This window comes from Microbulbifer sp. JSM ZJ756 (assembly GCF_044383805.1).
In the GTDB taxonomy this organism is placed as follows: domain Bacteria; phylum Pseudomonadota; class Gammaproteobacteria; order Pseudomonadales; family Cellvibrionaceae; genus Microbulbifer; species Microbulbifer zhoushanensis.
Genome location: NZ_JBISER010000010.1, coordinates 36,018 through 57,538 on the forward strand (window position 1 = coordinate 36,018; position 21,521 = coordinate 57,538).

At 61.4% G+C, this 21,521-nt stretch carries 17 protein-coding genes and 1 other RNA gene; 5 read left to right on the forward strand and 13 right to left on the reverse strand.

The features are described 5' to 3' along the window. The first annotated feature begins 173 nt into the window (after positions 1–173). Complete coding sequence (ald, locus tag ACH6CX_RS15550) at positions 174–1,319, forward strand: alanine dehydrogenase (protein WP_233005808.1); 1,146 nt, start codon at positions 174–176, stop codon at positions 1,317–1,319. A 234-nt stretch (positions 1,320–1,553) separates the two neighbouring features. Here the strand turns inward: ald and ACH6CX_RS15555 are convergent, their stop codons facing one another. Both ACH6CX_RS15555 and ACH6CX_RS15560 read right to left on the reverse strand, forming a co-directional pair. Further along, positions 1,554–2,276: a 16S rRNA (uracil(1498)-N(3))-methyltransferase gene (locus tag ACH6CX_RS15555; protein ID WP_334079181.1), complete on the reverse strand. Its 723-nt coding sequence runs from the start codon at positions 2,274–2,276 to the stop codon at positions 1,554–1,556. Between the two features lie 46 nt (positions 2,277–2,322). Further along, positions 2,323–3,168: a 6-carboxytetrahydropterin synthase gene (locus ACH6CX_RS15560; protein WP_237064343.1), complete on the reverse strand. Its 846-nt coding sequence runs from the start codon at positions 3,166–3,168 to the stop codon at positions 2,323–2,325. A 143-nt stretch (positions 3,169–3,311) separates the two neighbouring features. Here ACH6CX_RS15560 and ffs point away from each other — a divergent pair. Both ffs and ACH6CX_RS15570 read left to right on the forward strand, forming a co-directional pair. Further along, positions 3,312–3,409, forward strand: an RNA gene (ffs, locus tag ACH6CX_RS15565) — signal recognition particle sRNA small type. Between the two features lie 220 nt (positions 3,410–3,629). Further along, positions 3,630–5,549, forward strand: a complete 1,920-nt coding sequence (locus tag ACH6CX_RS15570; protein ID WP_237064342.1) for a M2 family metallopeptidase — start codon at positions 3,630–3,632, stop codon at positions 5,547–5,549. Positions 5,550–5,801: 252 nt separating this feature from the next. Here ACH6CX_RS15570 and ACH6CX_RS15575 read toward each other — a convergent pair whose 3' ends face one another. The 8 genes from ACH6CX_RS15575 to purM all read right to left on the reverse strand — a co-directional run bounded on the left by ACH6CX_RS15575 (position 5,802) and on the right by purM (position 15,448). Further along, entirely contained in the window at positions 5,802–7,025 is a 1,224-nt protein-coding gene (locus ACH6CX_RS15575; RefSeq protein WP_237064341.1) for an alginate export family protein, read from the reverse strand. A 141-nt stretch (positions 7,026–7,166) separates the two neighbouring features. Then, the gene (locus ACH6CX_RS15580; protein WP_233005803.1) at positions 7,167–8,045 is read right to left on the reverse strand and encodes an ABC transporter ATP-binding protein; all 879 of its coding nucleotides are present in this window, start codon (positions 8,043–8,045) and stop codon (positions 7,167–7,169) included. A gap of 65 nt (positions 8,046–8,110) precedes the next feature. Beyond that, positions 8,111–9,106 (reverse strand): ABC transporter permease, encoded by a 996-nt coding sequence (locus tag ACH6CX_RS15585; RefSeq protein ID WP_233005802.1) that lies wholly within the window; start codon positions 9,104–9,106, stop codon positions 8,111–8,113. Positions 9,107–9,177: 71 nt separating this feature from the next. Further along, a complete protein-coding gene (locus tag ACH6CX_RS15590; protein ID WP_237064365.1) occupies positions 9,178–10,497 on the reverse strand; it encodes a CmpA/NrtA family ABC transporter substrate-binding protein in 1,320 nt (439 codons plus the stop codon). 687 nt (positions 10,498–11,184) lie between these two features. Further along, a complete protein-coding gene (locus ACH6CX_RS15595; RefSeq protein ID WP_233005801.1) occupies positions 11,185–12,636 on the reverse strand; it encodes an OmpP1/FadL family transporter in 1,452 nt (483 codons plus the stop codon). 249 nt (positions 12,637–12,885) lie between these two features. Further along, entirely contained in the window at positions 12,886–13,584 is a 699-nt protein-coding gene (locus ACH6CX_RS15600; protein ID WP_237064339.1) for a DUF3108 domain-containing protein, read from the reverse strand. Between the two features lie 146 nt (positions 13,585–13,730). Then, positions 13,731–14,402 carry a phosphoribosylglycinamide formyltransferase gene (gene purN, locus ACH6CX_RS15605; RefSeq protein ID WP_396675832.1) on the reverse strand — a complete coding sequence of 224 codons (672 nt, stop codon included), beginning with the start codon at positions 14,400–14,402 and terminating at the stop codon, positions 13,731–13,733. Continuing rightward, positions 14,402–15,448, reverse strand: a complete 1,047-nt coding sequence (purM, locus tag ACH6CX_RS15610) for a phosphoribosylformylglycinamidine cyclo-ligase (protein WP_233005798.1) — start codon at positions 15,446–15,448, stop codon at positions 14,402–14,404. Before purM ends, purN begins: the two co-directional genes overlap by 1 nt. A 226-nt stretch (positions 15,449–15,674) precedes the next feature. Between purM and ACH6CX_RS15615 the strand changes: the two genes are divergently transcribed. Both ACH6CX_RS15615 and hda read left to right on the forward strand, forming a co-directional pair. Continuing rightward, positions 15,675–16,778: a DUF2066 domain-containing protein gene (locus ACH6CX_RS15615; protein WP_233005797.1), complete on the forward strand. Its 1,104-nt coding sequence runs from the start codon at positions 15,675–15,677 to the stop codon at positions 16,776–16,778. 1 nt (position 16,779) lies between these two features. Next, the gene (gene hda / locus ACH6CX_RS15620) at positions 16,780–17,505 is read left to right on the forward strand and encodes a DnaA regulatory inactivator Hda (protein WP_334079186.1); all 726 of its coding nucleotides are present in this window, start codon (positions 16,780–16,782) and stop codon (positions 17,503–17,505) included. A gap of 11 nt (positions 17,506–17,516) precedes the next feature. On the opposite strand, the gene ACH6CX_RS15625 is transcribed toward hda, so the two are convergent. Genes ACH6CX_RS15625 through ACH6CX_RS15635 form a run of 3 tightly spaced genes read right to left on the reverse strand, consistent with a single transcriptional unit; the run spans position 17,517 to position 21,327 of the window. Beyond that, the gene (locus ACH6CX_RS15625; protein ID WP_233005795.1) at positions 17,517–18,872 is read right to left on the reverse strand and encodes an MBL fold metallo-hydrolase RNA specificity domain-containing protein; all 1,356 of its coding nucleotides are present in this window, start codon (positions 18,870–18,872) and stop codon (positions 17,517–17,519) included. Next, positions 18,869–19,798 (reverse strand): ribose-phosphate diphosphokinase, encoded by a 930-nt coding sequence (locus ACH6CX_RS15630; RefSeq protein WP_396675835.1) that lies wholly within the window; start codon positions 19,796–19,798, stop codon positions 18,869–18,871. The genes ACH6CX_RS15625 and ACH6CX_RS15630 overlap by 4 nt, the downstream gene beginning before the upstream one ends. Further along, complete coding sequence (locus tag ACH6CX_RS15635; RefSeq protein ID WP_396675837.1) at positions 19,795–21,327, reverse strand: thymidine phosphorylase family protein; 1,533 nt, start codon at positions 21,325–21,327, stop codon at positions 19,795–19,797. The genes ACH6CX_RS15630 and ACH6CX_RS15635 overlap by 4 nt, the downstream gene beginning before the upstream one ends. Positions 21,328–21,521: the final 194 nt, after the last annotated feature.

Below are 21,521 nucleotides of genomic sequence, written 5' to 3' on the forward strand. Positions count from 1 at the left end.
AAAAAGCGGCCTTTTGAGTGCCATAAATAGTGGATTCCACTAGTTAAGCAGAAAATCTTACATAAATACACTTACTGGCTGTTCTTATACTGGGTGAAATCACAGAGACAGGGTGCTGAACCCGTCACCTGACTAAAACCGGCGCATCAGCCAGAACACTGGGAGAGATAACAATGTTGATCGGTGTACCGAAAGAGATTAAGAACCACGAATACCGCATTGGCCTGACGCCGGCGAGTGTTCGTGAACTCATCAGCCACGGTCACGAGGTGATCGTGCAGAAAGATGGTGGTTCTGCCATCGGCTTTACTGACGAGATGTACGAGCAGGCTGGTGCCAAGATCATCGACACGCCGGAAGAGATCTTCGCCAGCGCCGACATGATCGTCAAGGTCAAAGAGCCGCAGCCGCACGAGTGCGAAATGCTGCGCCCCGGCCAGCTGCTGTACACCTACCTGCACCTGGCCCCGGATCCCAAGCAGACCGAGCTGCTGGTGAAGTCCGGTGCCACCTGCATCGCCTACGAGACCGTCACCGACCGCACCGGCGGCCTGCCGCTGCTGGCGCCGATGTCCGAGGTTGCCGGTCGCATGTCAGTACAGTGTGGCGCCCACCACCTGGAAAAAGCCCAGGGCGGCCTGGGTGTACTGCTGGGCGGTGTGCCCGGTGTTGCCCCGGCCAAGGTGCTGATCATCGGCGGTGGTGTCGTGGGCACCAACGCGGCCAAGATGGCGCTGGGTATGGGTGCTGACGTCACTATCCTGGACCGCTCCCTGCCGCGCCTGCGCCAGCTGGACGATATCTTCGGCGGCGCCGTGCGCACCGAGTACTCCACCAACGACGCGATCGAGCAGCATGCGCTGGAAGCGGACATGGTTGTCGGAGCAGTACTGATCCCGGGTGCCGCTGCCCCCAAGCTGCTGACCCGCGACATGATCAGCCGCATGAAGAAAGGTGCCGTGGTTGTGGACGTGGCCATCGACCAGGGCGGTTGCTTCGAAACCTCCAAGGCGACCACCCACCAGGAGCCGACCTACGTTGTCGACGGTGTGGTGCACTACTGCGTGGCCAACATGCCGGGCGGCGTTGCGCGCACCTCCACCATGGCCCTGAACAACGCCACCCTGCCGTACGCTGTGGCGCTGGCCAACAAGGGCGCCAAGCAGGCACTGCTGGACGACGCCAACCTGCTGGAGGGCCTCAACGTCCACGCCGGCATGGTTACCTACCAGGCGGTTGCCGATGTGCTGGGCTACGAGTATGTGGACCCGAAACTGGCGCTGCAGAAAGATGCAGCGGCGGAAGGTGCGGCGGCCTGAGCCCCGCACCGCAAGAGTTAACGCGAACTGACGTTGCTTGTGATGCTGCCGGGCACTTTCCGGCAGCTTAGGGAGTTTCTCCCCGGGGGCAGGGTATGCCCCCACTCTGTGAGACCCGGTGGCTCAAACCACCAGTTTAGTGCCGCGTTTTTACGCGGCTTTTTTATGTCCGGAAATCGGGAAAAACGGGAGCACAGGGGAGGATCGTGAGGTTTTCGAGGGGCGGGCTGGTCCTCAGCGACCGGGGTACAGCCTTGACAGCAGTACCGGCAGGGCGGTCTCAACCCGCAATATGCGCGGGCCCAGGTGGACGGGGGCAAATCCCTGCTGCTGCAGTTTTTCCACTTCATACGGGATGAATCCGCCCTCGGGCCCCACTGCCAGGGTCACCGGGTGTTGCACATCGACGGGGCAGGGCCCGGCGGATACCGGGTGGGCCACCAGGGCCTCGGTGCCGGCGATGATGCCCGGAAGTTCATCCTCCACAAACGGCTTGAAGCGCTTGCGCAGCTCGATGCGGGGCATCACCGTATCCACGGCCTGTTCCAGCCCCAGCAGGCACTGTTCCCGCAGTTTCTCCGCTTCCAGCCACGGGGTCTGCCAGTAGGACTTCTCCACCCGGTAGGCGTTAACCAGGTAGATTTCCTTGGCGCCCATCGCCGTGGCGTGCTGGATGATGCGCTTGAGCATTTTCGGGCGCGGGAGCGCCAGTACCAGCTTCAGGGGCAGCGCTGAGGGTGGTTGCCGGGCATCACTGAAGGAGACCTCCAGTTCGACCTGTTCGTCATCCAGTGCCGTCACTTCTGCGGTGCCGATGTGGCCATTCAGCAGGCCTACACGCAGCTGCTCCCCGGGGGCTGCGCGGTGGACGGTGCGGATATGCCCGGCGCGGCGGTCACGGAGCCGGGCGCGCTCCGGGGAGATAAAGTCTTCCGGGTGCAGGAGGATCAGGTTCACGGCGGGCAGTCTCTGGCTTCGCGGCAGGGGAAGGATACTGGGCGTGTCAGCGGCGGGCGCTCGCCACCGCGCCCTTGCCCAGTCCCTCGAAGGCCCGCACACGCACCTCGTGCCCGGGTTCGTCGGCGGCAATGGTGTTGGCGATATACATGGCCAGCTGCTCCACCGTGGTGTCGCAGTCGACCAGCTCGCAGCAGTCAGCAGGGATTTCCAGTGCAAACTCTCCCTGTTGTGCGCGATAGGCGAAGTTCAGCGGGTCGCCATTGCCATCCGGAACCAGGTCTTCCCGCGTGCCCAGGTAGATGTCCCGCCAGCGTTCGGCCCACTTCTCTTCCCAGCGGGCACTGCGCTCGCCGTTGACGAACACCTGGATACGGGAGCGATGGCCGTGGGCAATGCGCTGGCAATTGCCGCCGTGCTTTTTCAGGCCGTGGCTGTAGTGGTAGAAAGCATCGTTGATCTCTTCACAGCTGAAGGACAGCTTCAACTGCTCCACGCTGGTGGGGAAGGCGCTGGCCAGCTGGGCAACACTCCAGGCTGCCACACTGTCCATATCGATAATGTCTGCCTCGACCAGGGCGAAGGCCTGGCGGGGCCCGCTGACCTTGATATGCCTGCCACTGTCGAGCCGCCAGTCCACCGAGACGCGGTCACCGTTCTCTTCGAGCACCAGGTGGGGTGAGCCGGTCGGGACCAGCAGGCGGTGGTCCAGCTCCTCGTCCAGCCAGTGGCGCAGGGTCTTCTTGACGACACCGAAGTCACACACCATGCCCTGTTCATCCAGTGCGCCGTCCAGCGCGGCGTTTGCCAGCCAGGTCTCGCCCACCAGGCCACGGTGATGGTCCAGGTAGCTGAAATCGATGTTGATCAGGTTGTCGACAAAGAGGTGCATGAGGTTCCTCAGGCGTTGAAACTTCCGGGTTTACTGCGGTGCACAGTATAACCTGAATAGGGGGGTGGAACTCGCGCCTGTGAGTCTCTATAATCGCGCCCTCTTCGGCAGTGAAGCATTGTCGAAGCTTGCAGTGGCGGCCCTTCCGGTCCCCTCGCAATGAACAGCTGTGAACTCCGCCAGGCCCGGAAGGGAGCAACGGTAGCAGTGACGTCATGTGCCGAGGGTGTTGCTGGTTGGGCTGCCTCCATTTCTGCCCCCTCCTTTTGTTTTCGCCCGACCGGGCACCGACTCCCGATGTTGACGCTGAATCCCGGATTCACAGGATTTTTGTTGTTTCTATGCCGTGTTGGGGGAATTTCATGCCGATGTGCGCTCGTTATGGCGGCTGCAGCCCGCCCGGTGTCGCGCTTATGCTATAAAACGTCGTCAAATATAACTGAAAAGCAGAGAGGGAGCTGATGAAAAAGATTGCCCTGGCCGCCGCTGTGGCGGTGGTATTGGCTGGCTGTGACAACCGCCAGGCAGAGCCTGAAGATGCCGCGACAGACAGTGCTATGGCGAATGTGGCCGCAGAGAGTGCCGGCGCCGGGACAGCTGAGTCCGCCACCCAAACCGGTACCGGCGAGTCCGCCAATGGCCCGGTGACCGCCGAGGATGCCAAGGCCTTCCTCGAGCAGGCACAGCAGCGCCTGGCCAAGATGGCGGAGGAAGGCGCACACGCATCCTGGCTTGCAGCCACCTACATTAACGTGGATTCCCAGTACACCGAGGCGCTGGCCTCGGAGCGCTTTACCTCCCTGGCGGTCGAGCTGGCTAACGAGGCAGCCCGCTTCGATGACCTGGAGCTCGACCCTGAAACCCGTCGCCAGCTCACCATGCTCAAGCAGGGCCTGGTACTGCCAGCGCCGCAGGATCCGGAATTGACCGCCGAGCTGGCCCAGATCGGCTCCAAGCTGCAGGGCATGTATGGCTCCGGCAAGTACTGCTCCGGCGAGGGCGACAAGGAAAAATGCTACGGCCTCACTGAGATGGGCCGCCTGATGGCGGAGAGCCGCGATCCGGACCTGCTGAAGGAGCTCTGGGTTGGCTGGCGCAAGGTAGCGCCGCCCATGAAGCCGCTCTACGAGCGCCAGGTGGAGATCGCCAATGCCGGTGCCCGGGAGCTGGGCTACAAGGACCTGAGTGAGATGTGGCGCTCCAAGTACGACATGGAGGCGGATGCTTTTTCCGCGGACATGGATGCACAGTGGAGCAAGGTAAAGCCCCTGTATGAAGCCCTGCACTGCCATGTACGGGCCAGGCTGAACGAGCGCTACGGCGACGACGTGGTGCCGCCCAACGGCAAGATCCCGGCGCACCTGCTGGGCAATATGTGGGCGCAGGAGTGGGGCAACGTCTATGACGTGGTCAAGGACGAGGATATGCAGGCCCCCTACGACCTGACCCAGCTGGTGGTTGATTCCGGCATGGATGAAAAGGAAATGGTCAAGGTCGGCGAGCGGTTCTTTACCTCGCTGGGCTTCAAGCCACTGCCGGAAACTTTCTGGGAGCGTTCCCAGTTCACCAAGCCCCGTGATCGCGACGTCGTCTGCCATGCCAGTGCCTGGAACCTGGATAACAAGGACGACATCCGTATCAAGATGTGTATCCAGAAGACCGCGGATGACTTCATTACCATCCATCACGAACTGGGCCACAACTTTTACCAGCGTATCTACAACGACCAGCCGTTCCTGTACCAGGAGGGTGCCAATGATGGTTTCCACGAGGCGGTGGGTGATGCCATTGCGCTTTCCATCACGCCAAAGTACCTGAAACAGATTGGCCTGATGGACGAGGTGCCGGACGAGAGCAAGGATATCGGCTTCCTGATGCGCCAGGCACTGGACAAGATCGCCTTCCTGCCGTTCGGGCTGCTGGTGGACAAGTGGCGCTGGCAGGTGTTCAGCGGTGAGGTGGACCCCAGCGATTACAATAAGGCCTGGTGGGAATTGCGCGAGGATTACCAGGGCATCCAGCCGCCGGTAAGCCGCAGCGAGGCCAATTTTGATCCGGGCGCCAAGTACCATATCCCGGGCAACACGCCCTATGCGCGTTACTTCCTGGCTCGTATCCAGCAGTTCCAGTTCCACCGCGCCCTGTGTGAGGCGGCGGGCCACGAGGGACCACTGCATCGCTGCTCGATTTACAACAACGCGGCCGCCGGTGAGAAACTCCGCAATATGCTTGCAATGGGTGCCAGCAAGCCGTGGCCGGATGCGATGGAAGCCCTGACCGGCCAGCGCGAGCTGGACTCCTCGGCCATCATCGATTACTTCCAGCCGCTGATGGCGTACCTGGAAGAGCAAAACCAAGACCGCCAGTGCGGTTGGGAATAATCAAGCGCATAGCGAGCACTGCTCGCTGCTTGATTATTCGACCGGCCAGTGCAGGTTTTTGCTCCATGCAAAACCTGCATTCCCGCCATCCATGGCGGTCAGATAGCCGGGCCGGAGCCTGAACAAAGGCTTGCTCAGGGCGCTGCCGCGAGCAGTTCTAGCGACGTGAATAACCCGTAATAGAAAGCCCGGCAACGCCGGGCTTTTTTGTGTTGGCGATGATTCGGTGCCAATTCGCCAGTGTGCGGGCCTTCAGAACTCGGCCTGGGCCGTCAGCCACAGCTTGTCCGTATCCACACTGAACTCATCGGCCTGGTACTGGCTGTACTTGAGGCTCATGCCCACCACGCCGAGCTTGCCGGCGACCAGGAAGCCGTACTCGCTGCCAAGCTTATCCATGCCGGACACGTCCGGGTCATCTGAACCCAGCTGATGATAATTCACTGCAAGTTTGACTCCGGCGAGTGTCGTCCCCACTGAAAGATAGGTGTCCTCGATACCACCGGGAATATTGCCGGTACCGCCGCCGAGGAATTTATCGTTCCAGCCCTGGAACTTGTGCAGCGTCGCCAGCGGGGTAATAAACTGGCCGTCGCTGCCATCCGCACCCAGGAGCTCATATCCCGCGGCAAGCCTGACGGGGCCCAGCTTGTAGCCAGCGTCAACCAATACGTAGTCTGCGGAATATGAGGCAGGGCTGTCGCCGGCCTCGGTCTGGGTGGCATATTCCAGCTGGTAGCCCAGGTTGCCGGCGGCACCGGCAAAGCGCAGGCCGTAGGTGTCGGTGGAAAAAAGTGGGGCCGTCTCGTTGTCGATCAGGTAGGCATAGGCGGACAGGGCACCCACGGAAAACCCTTCGTAACGGGCATTGAACAGGTAGGTATCGTTCTCATGATCGCCGAGCGGGCTGTCCTCGCCGAAGATCCGGTTGACGTTGTCGATATGGGCGAGGAAGACAGTTGTATCTTCCAGGCTGGTGTTGCTCAGGCTGAAGCCATCGTAGGTCTGCTCATTCTGGCGAAAGCCCACCCCCCCGACAAAGCGCTGGTTGTCCAGCAGTATGCGCTGTCGACCATACTTGAGGGTCGTGCTTCCTTTTGAGTAAGCGAGCATATACCGGTTGACCTCGGTACCTTCGGGGTCCGCAATCCCTCCTTCAAACTCGGTTACATGGGTCACGTCATCCATTTCCAGCAGCACGCTGAAGCCCTGGTATTCTGCCGAGGACAGGGTCAGTCGCGTCTTCAGGCTCAGCAGGTCGACAGAGTCACTGCCTTCAATGTCCACGGTTTCACTGCGGGCCCGGAAGTTCACGGTGGCATCCCCCTGTTGCAATGCCTGGGCAAAGTTCGTCACCGCGGGGGGCTGTTCCAGCGGTGCGTCCTGGGCGAAGGCGTTGTGGGAATATGCCGTTGCCACGGCAACTGCCAGCAGGCCCCGGCGAGTGATTCGGATGGGTCCATTCATCTGTGTCATTTTTTGTCTCCAGGTTTTCTCGGTAAATCTTTTTATTCCAGGCACAAGCCGGGCATCGTCACCGATTACAGGCAATGGCGGAAGGGTAGGGAAGTTATGAACCCCGTGGGTAAAGGGTTTCTTTCTAAAATGAGAACCAGGTCAGGCTGCGTCGACCACCTCCCCGGTATCGCGGGTGCAAGCCCGCGCTGATTCGCCGGGTGCTACAGCGGCTCGGCCCAGAGCCGGGTCAGCACCGACTTTGTCATGTCTTTCGTGCAGGAATTTCAGTACGCGGGCACGATAGTGGTTGTAGTGGCTGTCGCCCGCCAGGTCCAATCGATGGCGGGGGCGCTCGAGCTCTACATCCAGCACTTCGCCGATGGTGGCCGCGGGACCGTTGGTCATCATCACAATCCGATCTGATAGCAGCACAGCTTCATCGACGTCGTGGGTAATCATGATGACGGTGTTTTTCAGGTCCGCCTGGATCTCCATCAGGGAATCCTGCATGTGTGCGCGGGTGAGTGCATCCAGCGCACCAAAAGGTTCATCCATCAGCAGGACCTTGGGTTGCATGGCCAGTGCGCGGGCAATACCCACTCGCTGTTTCATACCCCCGGAGATTTCCCCGGGCCGTTTGTGCGCAGCATGGGCCATGTGTACCAGCTCGAGATTGTGATCGATCCATTCCCGTATTGCGCTGCGGGACATCTTCCTGCCGAATACCTGGCTCACTGCCAGCTCGACATTCTCGTAGGCGGTCAACCAGGGCAGCAGGGAGTGATTCTGGAATACCACCGCCCGCTCGGGGCCGGGCTCAGTGACCTCACGTCCATCCAGAATCACCCCGCCGGAGCTTGCCTGGTGCAGCCCGGCGACAATATTGAGAACCGTGGACTTGCCGCAGCCGGAGTGGCCGATCAGGGAGACGAACTCGCCCTGGCGGATTTTCAGGTTGATATCCCGCAGGGCCGTGAACGGACCATTAGGCGTGGGGAACTGCATACCTACCTGGCTGATATCGAGAAGCGTGTTCATGGAAACCTCGTTCAGTGTTGCTGGCAAATGTAGGCCGGCGAGTTTGTCCGGCGGCATTGTTTCATTCAGTGGGTGGTTATTTCCTTGTCCCAGGAAAAGAACCGCTGTAACTGCAGCATGCAACGGTCAAGCAGGAAGCCAATAAAGCCGATCACGAGCACTGCGGCCATAATGCGGGCCAGCGAGTCGGAGCTGCCGTTCTGGAACTCGTCCCAGACGAACTTGCCCAGCCCGGGATTCTGGGCGAGCATTTCGGCCGCAATCAGTACCATCCAGGCGACGCCCAGGGACAGGCGCATGCCGGTGAATATCATTGGCACCGAAGCTGGCAACACGATACGTCGTACATGCTTCAGCGCCGGCAGGCGCAGGACCTTGCTGACGTTTAACAGGTCGCGATCAATCGAGGCGACACCCACAGCCGTGTTGATCACCATCGGCCAGAGGCAGCAAAGCGTTACCGTGATCATGGAGTTGATAAATGACTTGGCGATCATCGGGTCCGGGGTGGCGTACAGGGCGCTCACAACCATGGTCACCAGGGGTAACCATGCCAGTGGGGAGACCGGCTTGAATACCTGGATAATCGGGTTACAGGCGGCATTGAGTGCGGGGCTGAGCCCGATGGCGATACCCAGGGGAACGGCAATCAGTGCCGCGAGCAGGAAACCGCTCATGACCGTGACCAGGCTGGTGCGGATCTGGTCGATAAAGGTTTCCTTGCCAGTGTAATCCCGTATTTTCGGTTCGTAGCCCGGATCCTCGGCGACCCGCCTGGCATTACGCTCCCGTTGCCGCTCATAAAAGGCGGCCTCTTTCTCCCGGGAGCGCTGGTGCTCACTGTAGAGGGCGCCGAACTGCTCCCAGACCGCCACCGGTCCCGGGAAAGTCCCCAGTGATGTATCGATATTGCGGGCGCTCACCGACCACAGCAGGAGAAAAACCAGTATCCCGGTTGCAGGCAGGGCGAGCAGGGCCGCGGTGCGCAGGAGCAGTCCTCCATCGGCCCGGGGCAGGCGCCAGTTTAATATCTTGCCGGAAGTCAAGGTGCTGCTAGTCATAGTGCGTTATCTCGTTTGCATCACTTTTCAGGGCGGCGTCCATGGCCGCCCGGCAATTCCACGGTTTACTTTCAGAGTTTCTCGCCACTTTTCAGGCCGATGGGAAACTTGTCGATATAGGCATTGGGTGTCCTGCCGTTGTATACAATCCCGTCGATAAAGTGGGTCTGGGGCTCGCGGAAGCCGTCCTCGGTGTCAAAATCCGGGAACTGGTCCGCCTTGGCCAGGCCTTCTGCGATCAGTGATTTCGCGGCGGCCTCATAGATGTCCGGGCGGTATACCTTTTGTGCAAGATCCTTGTACCAGTCATCACTCTTGTCTTCCGGGATCTGGCCCCAGCGCCGCATCTGGGTCAGGTACCAGATGGCATCCGAGTAATAGGGGTAGGTGGCGTTGTAGCGGAAGAAAACATTGAAGTCCGGCACTGAGCGCTTGTCCCCTTTCTCGTACTCGAAGGTGCCGGTCATGCTGTTGGCAATTACTTCATAGTCGGCTCCCACATAGTGGGATTTCGAGAGGATCTCCACCGCTTCCGTGCGGTTGGCATTGTTGTTTTCGTCCAGCCACATAGCCGCTCGAATCAGCGCGCGGGTCAGGCGGATTGTGGTGTTGGGGTATTTTTCCGCAAACTCCCTGGTGATACCGAAGACCTTTTCCGGATTGTCCTTCCAGATCTCGTAGTCGGTAACCACCGGCACACCAATGCCCTTGAATACCGCCTGCTGGTTCCAGGGTTCACCGACGCAGTAGCCGTAGATGGTGCCGGACTCGAGCGTGGCGGGCATTTGCGGCGGGGGCGTCACTGACAGCAGGGCATCCGCATTGATCTGGCCCGAGATATCCCCCTTGTGCGGGGCATAAAAGCCCGGGTGGATGCCGCCGGCGGCAAGCCAGTAACGCAGTTCATAATTGTGGGTGGAAACCGGGAAAACCATGCCCATGTTGAATGGTTTGCCGTCGTCCTTGTAAGCCTCAACCACCGGCTTCAGGGCATCCGACTTGATCGGGTGCACGGGCAAGCCATCTTCCCGCTTGGGAATATTGGGTTTCATCTGTTCCCAGATTTCGTTCGAGACGGTAATGCCGTTGCCATTCAGGTCCATCGAGAAAGGGGTGATGATGTCGGCCCGGGTGCCAAAGCCCATGGTGGCGGCAATCGGCTGGCCCGCCAGCATATGGGCACCATCCAGCCGGCCATCAATCACGCCGTCGAGTAGCACCTTCCAGTTGGCCTGCGCCTCGATGGTGACGTAAAGGCCCTCATCCTCGAAGAAACCCTTTTCATAGGCGACGGCAATTGGCGCCATGTCGGTCAGCTTGATAAAGCCAAACGTCAGCTCCTCTTTTTCCGGGTAGCCGAGCTTTTCCGCCCGGGCGGGTGCCGTGCCCATTGCTATTGTGGCCACTAGCATGGCGGCGACTGCCCATGCCCCGAATGATTTGTTCCAGTTCATCTGGCTTTCTCCTGTGCGGGTTTCCTGTACTTTTCCGGGCCAAAAAAAAACGCTCATTGATCGGTGCCTTTGGCACGGGTCAATGAGCGTCTTTGCTCGGCAGCTGGCAGGCTTGTGCCTGCCGTCAGTGTTCAGTTGTTGTTGCCCCTGTTTCCTATACTCCCGAATTCCGGTGTCTTGCCGGGTGTTGCCTTTCAGTTCACACCGCAAAAATCAGGGGGCATTGATTGGTGTGGCCAGGGCAGCAAAATTCATTCTTCACCGAAGCAAATTGCACAGATCGTGCCAAGGCTGCGGCCACTGCATGTTGAAGATGGGCTGGGACAGGCTCCTGAGGCTGGCCCCAGGTTGTTATATGGGCGCGGGAGCACGGGATTTCATGTGTTCCGGGGATGCTGCTGGTTGTGACAATGCCGCGTGCGGCAATCGTTGCAATGCATCGCGATGATATGGTCCCGGTGTACTGCGTTGCGGCCGCAAGCCTTAAGGTAGTGCGGAAGCGGGGGGCGCTGCCCGCTGATGGGGCATTGTGTGCCGGAGGGAAGGTGGGAATATCGCTGGCAACAAAACCAAAAAGGGCCGGACATCGCTGTCCGGCCCTTATGCTGGCTTCCGATCGGGGGATCAGAAGTTGTAGTTTACAGAAACACCAGCCAGCCAGGCTTCGATATTGGTGGTGCCGCCATCGAAGTAAGTAACCAGGGCTGTACCCGGGCCGACCAGTGAATCGGTCGGGATCACGCTGCCTTCCTGGATGGTTTCGTCGTCACCCCACAGGTAGGCAAAGCCGCCGTCAACCGACAACTGGTCGCTGAACTTGTAAGTGCCGCCGAAAGTCACCCACTGGCGATCGGTGTCCGGGATGGACAGGGTGCGCCAGGTGATCGGGCGGCCAAAGCTGGCGGTTTCCTCGTCAAACAGGCCGTCGCGTGCAGCGCCCTCGTCGTAGGCGTAGCCGATGCGCCAGGTGACTTCCTCACACGGGTAGTATTCGCCGGCGATGCTGTAACGCATGCCACTCTCGAAGTTCTCTTCCTTGATCAGCAGCGGATTGTAGGGCTCGGGGTCCACGCCGAACTTCTGGCCGGGGATGAAGCCCTCAAGGCGTTCGAAGTCATCCCAGTCGGTCCACATGGCACCCAGCGCCAGGCCCCACTGGCTGTTGAAGCGATGGTAGAAACCCAGCTCCAGGGTGTCGGGCAGGTCCAGGGTCAGGTTGGCGGATGCATTCCGCAGGCCGATACCACCCATATTGTTGGGCAGGGCCTGGGAATTGACATCACCTTCCAGCTCCGGGTCCAGCTCGGAGTGATAGGAGATACCGAAGCGGGATTGTTCATTGATCTGCCACAGGGCGCCCAGGGACCAGCCCACATCCCAGTCGTCACCCTCGAGGTCGAGGATGGTCAGTTCGGGGATACCGGACCCGTCGGGCAGGAAGAGCCCGGTCTGCTGGCTCAGGTTGCGCGGCACCTTGGTTTTCAGGGTGGCGTCGGCGTAGAGGAAGTTTACTGCAAGGCCGATACTGAACTGGTCGTTGAAGTTGTACGCCACCGAGGGTGCAATATTAACCGTCAGCAGTTCAGTTTTATCGGCAATATGGGTCACCAGCCAGTCCGGGTCGAAGTCGGTTTCCAGGCCGTAGTCGGTAAACATGCCCAGGCCGAAAGACCAGCAGTCATCAAAAGGAACTGCCAGGGCGAAGTCGGGGACAAAAGCATCGCTGGCGTAGTCGCTGGCAGTGTCGCGGAACGGGCCTACCTGGGCGAGCGGCACCGGCTGGCCGGTAACCGGGTTGGTGCCTACAACGGAAAAGTCGACCTCACCGGCGGCGTCAATTTCCGGGTTGACGTAGGTGACGCCCGCGGACAGTGAAATCCGGTCAAACAGAGCAGAACCGGCCGGGTTGCGGTTCAGGATGGCGGCATTGTCACCGATGGTGTTTTCCGCCGCGAACGCGCGGCCAAGGCCAGAAGGGTTGGTCTCCTGCAGGTAAAAACCCGCAGCCATGGTACCGCTGGAAGCGGTGCTGATTGCTGCAGCCAGAACTGCACGACGCAGAAGTTTCTTTTTCATGAGGTCCCACTCTGTTTTTAAATCGCGGATCACAAATGCATCACGCGACGACTGCGTGGCAGTTTCCGGCGCGCGATGGAGAACCCTGTTCAGGTTCCCGGGTTTGCAATTGATTCCCTGACCCGAAAATTCTAGCAGTGCCAGAATATTGTTTCAGGGGAGGCGGGCGACTTTATAAAGACAAAGAGGCGAAAAATCTATCATTTCGCGCCACTTTTTCTTTATTTTTACGAGTTGTTCGAAACTTTTTTATTGTTGGCGGGAAGAGTCTCTATGGGTGGAAAATTTGGTCAAGGAAATCTGGTAGGTTTCGCCATCTTCTTCCTGCATCAGTTTAACCAGCGCGTGATTCCACTCCGGGGCGAACCAGATATAAGTCGTGCGATCTGCACCTTCTTCGCGCACGCGTTCCACCTTGACCGTGTCCACGGGACCCAGTGGCGTCTGCAGCTTCTCGGTACCGGCAACGGCAAAACGATATGTGCGCACTCGCTTGCCATCGGCTACCTGATAGACGAGATCTTCCTTGCCGGCAGCCACATCCAGTGCCAGCTGCAGCTGGTAACTGATTTTGTCGTGGATATCCTTCGGGACATTCTCGAGCGTGCGGTCCGGCTTTGACACATTGACGACCCGGCCGTTTTCAAAATTCAGGGATGTGTGGCGATTGCGCCCGAGTCCGGTACGACGGTACTCATAGTGCCGGGGGGTAATGCTGGCATCGGCCAGGGAAAAGCGGGAGTGCTCGCGGATGTCGGCGAGGAAAGAATCCGCCCGGAAATCCAGCCGCCAGTTGTCTCCGGCGCCGGAGAGCTCGCGCCTGGCTTCTACCTTGATGCCGTTGTAACTGGCAGAGTAGGTGGCGGAGAAGGGCTCCAGGCCCTGGGCGCTGGCGGCCAGGGCCTGGCAGCTGAAAACGAGAAAAAGTACAAACTGTCGAACGGGCACGGCGATCTCCCTTTTCCTGGTGGCGTTCGCTGGGGCGGGGCATATCCGGTGGGCAAAACCTTGCCTGCCGGTGCCTGGGCCCTACGATAGCTTTGACCGCTGCCGGCTGCAAAAAGTGCCCGGGAGAGTCCCGGGCACGCAATCGCTCAGGTCCTGACCACGTTTCCTGTGGGGGGCAGGCGTTCGCCATCGAGTTCCGAATGGTCACCGACCATGCGCAGGCGCCCTTCGGCAAACCAGCTTACTGCGAGCGGGTAGATAACATGCTCCTGAGCCTGTACCCGTTGGGCCAGGCTCTGCGCGGTATCACCGGACTCGACGGGAATCACCGCCTGTACGATGGGTGGGCCGCCGTCCAGTTCCTCGGTGACAAAGTGCACGGTAACCCCGTGTTCGGCGTCGCCGGCGTCCAGAGCCCGCTGGTGGGTGTGCAGGCCCTGGTACTTGGGCAGGAGGGAAGGGTGGATATTCAGCAGGCGGCCGCTGTAATGGCGGACAAACGCCGGGGTGAGGATACGCATGAACCCGGCCAGCACCACCAGCTCGGCGCCATAACTGTCGATACTGTCGATCAGGGCGCGATCGAATGATTCCCGGTCTTTATAGTCCCGGTGGTTGACCACCGCCGCGGGAATGCCCGCCTCGCGGGCGCGGGTCAGGCCATAGGCCTCCGCCTTGTTACTGATCACCGCGCACAGCTCAAAGCTGGCATCGGTCGTTGCCGCCGCGTCGATCAGGGCCTGCAGGTTGGTGCCGCTGCCGGAAATCAGCACGGCCACCCGACATTTCTCCCGCGCCATCGGAGCCTTCTGCGTCATTAGAGCCCCGAGAGTTCCACGGCCTCGTCACCGGAGGCGGATTCGATGCTGCCAATAATGAAGGCTTCCTCGCCCGACTGGCGCAGGATCCCCAGGGCCTCGTCGGCCCGGTCGGCGGGGACACAGACCACCATGCCCACACCGCAGTTGAATGTGCGGTACATCTCGCGGCGGTCGATATTGCCGTTTTTGCGCAGCCACTCGAATACCGGGGGCATTTCCCAGCTGTTGGTATCGATGTGGGCGCAGGTGCCTTCCGGCAGCACGCGCGGCAGGTTTTCCAGCAAACCGCCGCCGGTGATGTGGCTCAGGGCGTTCACCTGCGATTTAGCGATCAGCTCGAGGAGGTTCTTGACGTAAATTCGGGTCGGGGCCATCAGCGCCTCGGCCAGCGTCACCCCGCCCATGTCCTGCTGCAGGTCGGCGCCGCTGACTTCCAGCACCTTGCGCACCAGGGAGTAGCCGTTGGAGTGGGGGCCGCTGGAGGCCAGGCCGATCAGCTTGTCGCCGGCAGCCACTTTGCTGCCATCGATGATGCCGGACTTCTCCACCACACCCACGCAGAAGCCTGCCAGGTCGTAGTCGTCGCCTTCGTACATCCCGGGCATCTCTGCGGTCTCACCGCCCACCAGGGCACAGCCGGCCAGCTCACAGCCACGGCCGATGCCATTGACAACCTCGGCCGCGATATCCACATTCAGCTTGCCGGTGGCGTAGTAATCCAGGAACAGCAGGGGCTCGGCACCGGCTACCACCAGGTCGTTCACGCACATGGCCACCAGGTCGATGCCGATGGTGTCGTGAATCCCCAGGTCCATCGCCAGGCGCAGCTTGGTGCCTACACCGTCGGTGCCCGATACCAGTACCGGCTCCTTATAGCCCTTGGGCAGCTCACACAGCGCCCCGAAACCGCCCAGGCCGCCCATCACTTCCGGGCGCTGGGTCCGCTTGGCGACATGCTTGATGCGGTCGACCAGGGCGTTGCCCGCGTCGATGTCGACACCGGCATCTTTATAACTGAGGGATTGGGGCTTGGAATCGCTCATGATTCTTCCTGCAATGGGCTTTCGAAGGGCGCGTATTCTAGAGGAATTTCGCCCAAATGTGCGAACTCGGGGCTGGGAGAAAAAACCGACACTGATACAATAGCCCCTCTGGCCCGGTTTGACCCGGGATCGATTCCGGCCCGCAGCCGTGCCGGCGCCCCTTTCCCGGGCCCGGTAGAGCGCGCTGGCCGGTCAACCGAATAAGTGGTTTGGGGGAGTTTGAGAGATGCAGATGCTGGTCCGGCGCGGTGTGGCAACAGCAGCGAAGTTGCTGGCCCTTGCCCTGTGCCTAACGATGTTGCCGGCGCAGGCTCGGGTGATTGCAGACCTTTACGAGGTGGCGGAGCCCGTTCCCAGCCGCAGTGCGAGTGACCGTGCGGCCGCGGCCAGCCGTGGCCTCGAGCAGGTTTTCGTGCGGGTTACCGGCGAGCCCTCAATTGCCGGTAGCGGCGTGTTGAGCCCGGTACTGCGGGAGGCGCAGTCCTTTATGCAGGGTTACCGCTATGTCACCGAGGAGGACGAGCTGTACGTGCAGCTGACCTTCGATCCCCAGGCGGTGGCGGCCAAGGTGCACGAACTGCAGCTGCCCATGTGGCCCAATAACCGTCCCGGCACGCTGGTGTGGCTGGCTGTGGACACCCTCGGGGAGGGACGCAGCTATCTGAGCGAGACCGAGTCGCCGGAAGTCTTTTCCGCCCTGGATGCCGCCGCTATCGCCCGCGGCCTGCCGCTGGAATTCCCCGCACTCGACAGTACTGACCGGCGCGCCATGCCGCTGGGCAATCTCTGGGCCCAGGACGAGCGGGCGGCTAAAAGTGCCGCGGCGCGTTACCAGCCCGATGCGAGCCTGATGGGGCGCGTGCTGCAGCTGTCCCAGGGGCGTTGGCAGGGCAACTGGCTGCTGATCCACGGCGGCCGCAGCTATGCTTTTGACGCCACCGGGGATTCCCTGGAAACCGTGGCCCAGCAGGGGGTCAATGAGGCCGCCAACCTGCTGGCCCAGCGCTACGCGGTGCGCCCGGACGCCGGCGGTGGTGAATCCAGCTCCGTGGTCCTGGAGCTGGTGGGCGTGTCCACGTTTGCGGATTACAACGAGGCCTCGGCTTACCTTCGGGGCCTGGCCCAGGTCAGCCGGGCAGACCTGCTGCAGGTGGATGGCGACCGTATGCGTTTCGCCCTCAGTACCGGCGTGCCCATGCGGAACCTGCGCGATGCCCTGGCACTGAACCGCAAACTGCGGGCCGAGGCGGAACAGGACCCGATCGACCTCAATGGCTATCGCGCGCCCGCGGGCAGCGCGGAGAATCCCCTGCGTTATCGCTGGCAGTGAGATGAACAAGCAAAGCGGTGTGCCGCAGCAGCTGCCCCTGGGGGTATCGCTGCGCGATGACGCCACCTTCGACAATTTTTACCTGTCGCCGGAGGATCCCAACCGCCAGGTTGTGGCCGCCCTGCAGGGCTTTGCCGCCGGCAGCCTGCCGGAGCAGTTGATTTACCTCTGGGGTGAAGAGGGCTCCGGTGTCAGCCACCTGTTGCAGTCCGCCTGCCAGAGTGCTGAGGACAGCGGCCGGAGTTTCCAGTACCTGCCGCTGGGGGAACTCCTGCCGATGGATCCTGCCGTCATCCTCGATGGCCTGGAGGAAGTGGAGCTGCTGTGTATTGACGGTATGCACCTGCTGGAAGGGCAACCGCAGTGGCAGACGGCGCTGTTTCACCTGTTCAACCGGGTGCGCGATGCCGGCGGCCAGATGCTGCTGGGGGCACGGCGCTCGCCCCGTGGCCTTGAGCTGGAACTGGCTGACCTGGCCTCAAGGCTCCAGTGGGGGCTTACCTTCCAGCTGCAGCCCCTGAACGACAATGACAAGCTGGCGGCCCTGCGCCAGCGCAGCCGCCGGCGTGGCTTTGACCTCCCGGAAGATGTGGCGTTGTATATCCTGCACCGGGCACCACGCCACACCGGTGCCCTGTTTGCCTGCCTGGAACAGCTGGACCGGGCCTCGCTGATGGCCAAGCGCAAAATCACCATTCCCTTTGTGAAGGAAGTCCTGAAGATCTGAGGGCCCCGGGGTTACAGGCGCAGGATCTGGCGATACTGTGCCACTTCCACCTCGAAGCGGGTGTGATCCTGCAGGTAGAGGCGCAGGCAGTCGGCGGCATCCGGCTCCCCGTGCACCAGCTGGATGGCGGTGCCTGGTTGCAGCTGTGAGGAGTGGAGCCAGCGACCCAGGTCCCGGTAGTCAGCATGTGCCGATAGTCCCTCTAGCATTTCCACCTGCGCCCGGCAGGGAATGTATTCCCCGTGAATCTTTACCGTACTGCTGCCGGCCATCAGCCGGGCACCCCGTGTACCGCCCGCCTGGTAACCGGCAAACAGGACCGTGGTGCGATGGTTGGGCAGCAGGCGCTTGAGGTGGTGCAGTACCCGGCCACCGGAGGCCATGCCGCTGCCGGCAATGATGATGTGGGGATACTGGATATTATCCAGTGCCTTGGATTCCTCGATTTCGCGGGTGTAGGTGACTCCCTCGCTCATGCGCCGGCACTCGGCCTTCGTCAGCCGGTGCAGTTCCGGGTAGCGGTTATAGATATGGGAGGCATCGATGGCCATGGGGCTGTCGAGAAAGATCGGCAGGCGCGGGATATCACCGGCCTCCATCGCCCGGACCAGCATATGTTGCAGTGTCTGCGCCCGACCCACGGCAAAGCTGGGAATCACCAGCACTCCCCCGCGACCCACAACCTCATTCACCACCCGGTTGAGCTCCTCCTGTATGTCCAGGTCCGGGTGGCGGCGGTCGCCGTAGGTGGATTCCAGCAACAGCAGGTCCAGGGCCGGCAGGGGATCGGGCGGGTACATCAGGACATCGTCGGGCCGGCCCACATCGCCGGAAAAGCCCACCCGCTTGCCGCCGGCCTCGAGGATGCCGCTGCCGGCGCCGAGGATATGGCCGGCGCTCTGCAGCCTGGCAGTGATCTCTCCAATGCGCACCGACTCGCCGAATGCGATCGGCTGGAACAGCTCCAGGCTGCGCTCGGCGGTCTCGCCATCGTAGAGGGGCTCCGGGTGGGCATGCTTGCCGAGCCGGTGGCGGGCATAGAAACGGGCATCTTCCTCCTGGATATGCCCGGCGTCCGGTAACAGGATGCTGCACAGGTCCACGGTGGCCGGATGGCAGAACACCGGGCCGCGGTAACCGAGCTGGTACAGTCGCGGGATATAGCCCGAGTGGTCCAGGTGCGCATGGGTGAGCAGGATGCCGTCCAGGCCATGGATATCGAAGGCCGGTGGCTGCCAGTTCCGCTGCCGCAGCCACTTGTAGCCCTGGAACAGGCCGCAGTCGACCAGCAGACGGGTGTTGCCGTGCTCCACCAGGAATTTGGAACCGGTGACCGTCTGGGTGGCACCGAGAAAAAGCAGGTTCATGGGTTCGACTCCCGGTTACGGCCGGTAGCGGGATGTGACCCGGCCAGCAGTTCGTGCAGCGGCCCGGCGATTACTGGGGCCAGGTCGAAAGTGCAGTGGGGGCCCGGGATGCTGTTGCTGGTGTACAGCTGGTGTATCCCGCTTGCCTGCAGCTGCGCTTCGCAGTCACCGGCAAAAATCCCATGTACCGCGGCGCAGTGGATCTGGTCGATGCCGGCGTGCTGCAATGCCGCGGCCGTTTCCATCAATGTGTGGCCACTGGAGATGACATCGTCCACCAGCAGCGCCGGCCGGTTGCGGTAACCTGATACGTCGGGTACCTCCACTGATACCGCGCGATCACCGGTCCGGGTCTTTTCACAAACGACAAACGGCAGCCCGGTCTGCCCGGCCAGTGTGCTGACCCACTGGCGGCTCTCACTGTCCGGACCCACCAGTAAATAAGAGGACTCCTGTTGCTGCACCCAGTCGCCGATCGTACTGACGGCCGAGAGGGCGAATGCCGGGATGGAATAGATTTCGTCGAGGTGGTCATAGCGGTGCAGGTGAGGATCCACAGTAACCAGCCAATCCACCCGGGCGGAAATTTCCCGGGCAAAAACTCTTGAGGTGATGGCCTCGCCCTCCCGGAATCGCCGGTCCTGCCGCATGTAGCTGAGGTAGGGCGCCACTAGGCCGATCGTTGCCGCGCCCAGTTCACGGAGCGTGGCGGCGAGGAAAACCAGTGCCAGGTAACCGGGGTCCGGGTCACACAGGTTGGCGAGGATGATGCAGTCGCGGTTCTTTGGCGGCGTGTCCACCCGCAGGTAGGTTTCACCGTCGGGAAAGCGCCGTCGTGCCAGTTGAGCTGGTTCCGTGCCCAGTTGTGCGCACAGCGGGGCTGCGAGCGGCAGTCCTTCCTCGAGTGCGAATAGCAGTGGTTTCATGCTCCCTTCTCCGCGACCTCCGCGACCTCCGCGACGTAAAACAGTTTGTGGTTACGGCGGTAGTATTCCTGCGCGTAAGCCAGTTCCCCGGGAGAGTCGGCGAGCAAAGTGGCCATGGGTTGGCCTTCGGTTACGGGCTCGCCGATCTTTACGTGCAGCCGCAGCCCTGCCGCCGGGGAGGACGGGGCCCCGGCAAGTTTCGCCAGCTGCGCGAGGCGCCTGTTATCCATCGCTGCCAGTACCCCCGAGCGCCCGGCCCTGAGCGGGGCCCGGTGGCGGGCCTCACGAAACTCTTTCATTCCACCCTGGGCGGCGCAGATCCGCTCAAATTGCCGCAGTGCCCGGCCGGATTCCAGTAGCTCGCGGGCTCGCAATTCGCAGCCCTGGTCGTCATCGCCAGTAGCCATGGCCAGCAGTCGGGAGGCCAGCAATACCGAGCGGTCCACCAGGTCCCCTGGCGCCTCTGCCCGGTTGTGTAGCACCGCCAGCACATCCCGCGCTTCCTCCACCGGGCCAATACCATAGCCAATTGGCTGGGTGCCGTCGGTGATGATGCAACGGAGATGCAGGCCCAGGTCTTCGGCCACTTCGGAGAAAAGTAGGGAAAGGCGTTGAGCCTGCTCCTGGTCACGCAGCTTGACCGTTGGCCCCACGGGCATATCAATCAGCACGTGGGTGGAACCGGCGGCCACTTTCTTGGACAGCACCGATGCCACCAGCTGTCCCTCGCTGTCCAGGTTCAGTGCCCGCTCTATCCGGATCAGGATGTCGTCAGTCGGGCTCAGGCCAACCCGTCCACCCGCGGCCAGGCAGGCCCCGGTATCAATGACTACCTGCTGCAGCTGTCGCAGGGACAGGTCCACTTCGGTCAGCACGGCCATGGTGTCCGCGGTGCCGGCGGGCGAGGTAATGGCGTGGGAAGAGGTCTTGGGAATTACCAGGCCGGCGGCACTGGCGATGGAAATCACGATCGGGGTGGTGCGGTTACCGGGCAGTCCGCCGATACAGTGTTTGTCGAAAATGCGTGGGAATTCCGGCCACTGCAGGCGGTTTCCGCTGCGGACCATGGCGTTGGTGAGGGCGCTGGTTTCCCGCCGGCTCACACCACCGGTGGCGCATGCGGTGAGGAAGGCGGCAATTTCGATATCGGAATACAACCGGTTACTGATGTCACGAATGATGCCACTGATTTCCGTCGCGTTCAGTTCGTTGCCATAAATTTTCTTGCGCAGGGCACTGAGTGAGTGGACCAGGGGCGCATGGCGGACCTCGACCTCCTGTCCGGGGGTAAGCCCGAGGAACTCCCAGGCGCCGTCAGAGAAGCCGATGACGCCTCCCGGCAGCACTTCGGCACTGACGGTATGGAGGGTGGCAATCAGGTTGCGACCGGCCGTTCGTACCTGCAGGCGCGTATTGGCCGTGAACCCCTCAGCCCGGCAGATAGCGCAGTCATCGCGCATGAACACAATCGGTTCCTCATGGGTGTTGATCCCCATCAGGTGCGCACGCAGGTACTGGTCACGTGCCATAGGCTGGATCCATGTCGCTGCTGTCTCCCCTGTTTGATGCCGCTGGCGCGCGCCACCGCGCAACCGCCTCCATACTGTCCGATACGGCTGGGAAATCCGGCCGCCCGGCCCTTTAATTGTGGCACCGGGAATTGTGGCGTCGGGCAAGAATCCGGCGCTCATGCGTATTTATTCAGTTTTCTGATCTTCTGGTT

Coding starts and splice junctions, on each gene's coding strand:
- ACH6CX_RS15585 (WP_233005802.1), bottom strand. CDS start 9,106: ATGACTAGCAGCACCTTGACTTCCGGCAAGATATTAAACTGGCGCCTG.
- ACH6CX_RS15595 (WP_233005801.1), bottom strand. CDS start 12,636: ATGAAAAAGAAACTTCTGCGTCGTGCAGTTCTGGCTGCAGCAATCAGC.
- ACH6CX_RS15590 (WP_237064365.1), bottom strand. CDS start 10,497: ATGGGCACGGCACCCGCCCGGGCGGAAAAGCTCGGCTACCCGGAAAAA.
- ACH6CX_RS15580 (WP_233005803.1), bottom strand. CDS start 8,045: ATGAACACGCTTCTCGATATCAGCCAGGTAGGTATGCAGTTCCCCACG.
- ACH6CX_RS15615 (WP_233005797.1), top strand. CDS start 15,675: ATGCAGATGCTGGTCCGGCGCGGTGTGGCAACAGCAGCGAAGTTGCTG.
- ACH6CX_RS15625 (WP_233005795.1), bottom strand. CDS start 18,872: ATGAACCTGCTTTTTCTCGGTGCCACCCAGACGGTCACCGGTTCCAAA.
- ACH6CX_RS15560 (WP_237064343.1), bottom strand. CDS start 3,168: ATGCACCTCTTTGTCGACAACCTGATCAACATCGATTTCAGCTACCTG.
- purM (WP_233005798.1), bottom strand. CDS start 15,448: ATGAGCGATTCCAAGCCCCAATCCCTCAGTTATAAAGATGCCGGTGTC.
- purN (WP_396675832.1), bottom strand. CDS start 14,402: ATGACGCAGAAGGCTCCGATGGCGCGGGAGAAATGTCGGGTGGCCGTG.
- ACH6CX_RS15630 (WP_396675835.1), bottom strand. CDS start 19,798: ATGAAACCACTGCTATTCGCACTCGAGGAAGGACTGCCGCTCGCAGCC.
- ACH6CX_RS15570 (WP_237064342.1), top strand. CDS start 3,630: ATGAAAAAGATTGCCCTGGCCGCCGCTGTGGCGGTGGTATTGGCTGGC.
- ACH6CX_RS15575 (WP_237064341.1), bottom strand. CDS start 7,025: ATGACACAGATGAATGGACCCATCCGAATCACTCGCCGGGGCCTGCTG.
- ald (WP_233005808.1), top strand. CDS start 174: ATGTTGATCGGTGTACCGAAAGAGATTAAGAACCACGAATACCGCATT.
- hda (WP_334079186.1), top strand. CDS start 16,780: ATGAACAAGCAAAGCGGTGTGCCGCAGCAGCTGCCCCTGGGGGTATCG.
- ACH6CX_RS15635 (WP_396675837.1), bottom strand. CDS start 21,327: ATGGCACGTGACCAGTACCTGCGTGCGCACCTGATGGGGATCAACACC.